Raw genomic sequence first — 3,224 nt, 5'->3', positions numbered from 1 at the left:
ACTGTCGTATTTCTTACATCAATATTTCATAGGGGGATGGCTTAATTTATTTTTTCACAGTTAAAGGATGAAAACGTGAAGATTATTAATAAAGTCATTCTATTTGGGTTGTCTCTTGCTGCTCATGCGGTATTGGCGGACACCGATATTTATTTAACCAATAACTCTGCGCTGCCGATGTCTATTACTGTGAAACAGACCGGATCTGATCAGTTGCAACAAGGAAGTGAATGGCAGCAACACAGTGAAACGCTAGGCCCGTGGGAAACTAAAATGGTGCTCAGCTTTAACCGCTGGCAAGGGGTGGAATCTGGCAAAACGTACCAATTTGAAACCATGGTGACTTTGCCGCAAGGGCCGGTTTTCTCTTTACAGCAGAAGATGGAAGGTCATTGGTATAACTCAAGCATTGAGCATGGGGTACAAGCACGAGATGTTCCTCTTCAGTGGCAAAATGATCGTGCGGTTCACCGTTATTACTCAACGCAGTTGATTGAACGTCCAACCGAGCTTGCGTTTAAATCCGTCAGCACTACTCGTTACGACGATATTTATTACACCATTACGCCAACGAATACAGAAGAAACACCCGACGCTGAGACCTTAAAAGTGATGACCTATAACGTTTGGGCGTTACCTGTGATTGCTTCAAATATTGCCGAGCGTTTTGCTATCATCCCTCAGCACATCAAAGGATATGATGCCGTAATGCTGCAAGAAGTGTTTGCTGCGGGGCGTGATGCCTTTCTTCGAGAGCTGGCAAAAGAGTATCCGTACCAAACGAAAATGCTCGATAAGTCTGGGGTGAATATCCATGACGGTGGAGTGATCATCGTCAGCCGCTACCCAATTGTTAACCAAGGACAGTATGTCTTCCCTGATTGCTCGGGAACTGACTGTTTTGCTGATAAAGGGGTGAATTATGCTGAAATCATCAAAAATGGTCAGGCTTATCATCTGTTTGCAACGCATACTGCCTCGTTTGATACCGATACCGCTCGCGATTATCGCCAACGTCAGTTCAGACAGATGCGCAGTTTTGCACAATCGTTCTCTATTCCCAGCACAGAAACGGTGATTTATGGCGGTGATTTTAACGTGAATAAACGTAAATTTGCCGATGACTATCAAAACATGCTCGCGAATCTTGCGTCAACCGAACCTAGCTACGCAGGCTATACCGAATCAACGTTTGATCCGCGCATCAATGATTTTGCAGGAGAACCCTTATCCGGTGGTGAAAACGTGGAGTACCTTGATTATGTGGTGGTAAGCCAAGAGTTTGCACAACCAAGCGAACAACAAAACCGCAATACTGTGCTGGTGCCAAGAACCACGGACGAGCGTTTATGGCAGCATTACAATTTATCGGATCACTTCCCGGTTAAAGCTGAGATCCGCTAGATGCGTTGGGTTAGGTTATTGATCTGCGTTGCCTTAGTCGGCAGCGCAAGTTATTGGTGGGTGAAGAGGGATGAATTTCCCACTATCCAAACACCCCCCAATAGAATTGAGGTTGCATTGCCGGGCACGGTGCGTTTGCCAGAGCAAAGTAGCGTTGCTTTGCTGGCTAATCGCGATCATCAAACCCATGAAGAGTGGACACTCGTTGGTGAAACGCTGCAAACAGAAATAGGCAAAGCGCTGAGAGAGAGAATAGAGCAGTTTTGGCAACAGTGTCGTCAGCAAAATGTGTGCGCTGCGCGGCTACAACAATTACAAACGCAGTTGCCCCATGAACGCTATGAGCTGGTTGCACTCTATTGGCAAAAACAGGCGGAACGTGACGCGTTGCTTGGAATGGAACTCATCAGTCAGGATACGGAATTAGGTGACAAAATGGCTTATGTAAAATCGATTGATCAACAAGTATGGGGGCGACAAGCGGATATCTTGTTTGCTGATCAGTACGCTTATGATGATTTTGTACAGCAACCCAATGACTACGAAGGCATTGCTTCCGTAGAAGAGGCGTTGCAGAGCATTGAACAGCGGCTTACACAGCATCAATATCAATGGGATGCCTTTTCATTAAACACAGGTAATGCACGCTATGAACAAGCGATTCGGCTGATCCCTCAACATTTATCGTTAGAACAGCGCTTAGAAGTACAACAAGGTTTGGCCGAACTTTACTTAAATGAACATGAGCGCAGTGAGGTGGCCCATCGCCAAATCGAGCAACAAGCGCAGGCTGCTCAAGTCATTGACTACCAGCAAGCGTTAGCGCAGTTAGAAAAGACGCTCTCAAACCAGAGAAAGACAGCCTATGCCACCCTTTCGACAGAAGAATGGGTGCGCTACGCGGCAAAGCAGCGTTATGAGTTTAGAAAAGCATTTTTTGCTCGTTAGGATGAATAAGATAACCACAGCGCTCTTTATTCACTCGCCATGAACCGTTAAACTCACCAGCAAATAACTGACTTGGATTGATCATGGCAACCTTATCTCTACAAGAGCAAATGCTAAAAGCGGGTTTAGTTAACGCCAAAAAACTCAGCAAAGCGAAAAAGAGCTCTAAAAAATCGCGCGTGCAAGCACGTGAAGTGAAAGCGGCAGTAGAAGCGAATAAAGTCGAGCAACAAGAGCGCGACAAGGCACTGAATAAACAGCAAAAAGAGCAGTTGTTGAGCAAAGAAATTCGTGCTCAAGTAAAACAACTGATTGAGATGAATAAGCTGGATCTAAAACACGGTGAAATCAAATACAACTTTGTTGATGGTAAGTTGGTGAAGTCACTTTATGTCGATTCATTGGTTCGTGATCAACTGAGTAAAGGAATCCTGGCTATCGCGCGTTATGAAGATGGCTATGCTGTCATCCCGGGTGTGGTAGCGGATAAAATCTTCATGCGTGATGAAGAGAGCATTATCGAAAATAAAACTGCCGATGAATCTCTACCTGCTGAAGATGATCCGTACGCGGATTTCGTAGTCCCTGATGATTTGATGTGGTAATTCCTTCCAGCTCTCCTTCTCAACGGAGGAGGGTTCTCGTTCTCCCTTCCTACCTCTACTTTCCACTCTACAATAACGTTATCCGCGATAGTGGGTAGTGGTTCTTTTTCCGTTGAAGCTGTGGCTTGAGTCGAACTCAATACAATTGCCGCTATTAAGCCAAGTAGACGTGTTAATAATAGAAGAGTGGCTGCAACACAAAGTATCATTGACTGATTATTAAAGAAGATAAATGATACTTTTTGTCGGATGTTGCATGGGTGATGC

At 45.1% G+C, this 3,224-nt stretch carries 3 protein-coding genes; all 3 read left to right on the top strand.

Features of this window, described 5'->3' with window-relative positions; genetic code table 11:
- The first annotated feature begins 75 nt into the window (after nucleotides 1-75).
- The 3 genes from B9J84_RS07575 to B9J84_RS07565 all read left to right on the top strand — a co-directional run bounded on the left by B9J84_RS07575 (nucleotide 76) and on the right by B9J84_RS07565 (nucleotide 2,957).
- Nucleotides 76-1,404 (top strand): sphingomyelin phosphodiesterase, encoded by a 1,329-nt coding sequence (locus B9J84_RS07575; protein ID WP_094123868.1) that lies wholly within the window; start codon nucleotides 76-78, stop codon nucleotides 1,402-1,404.
- Nucleotides 1,405-2,352 carry a hypothetical protein gene (locus tag B9J84_RS07570; RefSeq protein WP_254918118.1) on the top strand — a complete coding sequence of 316 codons (948 nt, stop codon included), beginning with the start codon at nucleotides 1,405-1,407 and terminating at the stop codon, nucleotides 2,350-2,352.
- A gap of 83 nt (nucleotides 2,353-2,435) precedes the next feature.
- Nucleotides 2,436-2,957, top strand: a complete 522-nt coding sequence (locus B9J84_RS07565) for a DUF2058 domain-containing protein (protein ID WP_026027777.1) — start codon at nucleotides 2,436-2,438, stop codon at nucleotides 2,955-2,957.
- Nucleotides 2,958-3,224 lie beyond the last annotated feature (267 nt).

Source organism: Vibrio sp. V03_P4A6T147 (assembly GCF_002241085.1).
GTDB lineage: Bacteria > Pseudomonadota > Gammaproteobacteria > Enterobacterales > Vibrionaceae > Vibrio > Vibrio anguillarum.
This window is presented reverse-complemented; position numbering and strand designations above follow the sequence as displayed.

Excerpts from the sequence above, each read along its gene's own strand:
- B9J84_RS07570 (WP_254918118.1), top strand. The coding sequence starts at position 1,405 with ATGCGTTGGGTTAGGTTATTGATCTGCGTTGCCTTAGTCGGCAGCGCA.
- B9J84_RS07565 (WP_026027777.1), top strand. The coding sequence starts at position 2,436 with ATGGCAACCTTATCTCTACAAGAGCAAATGCTAAAAGCGGGTTTAGTT.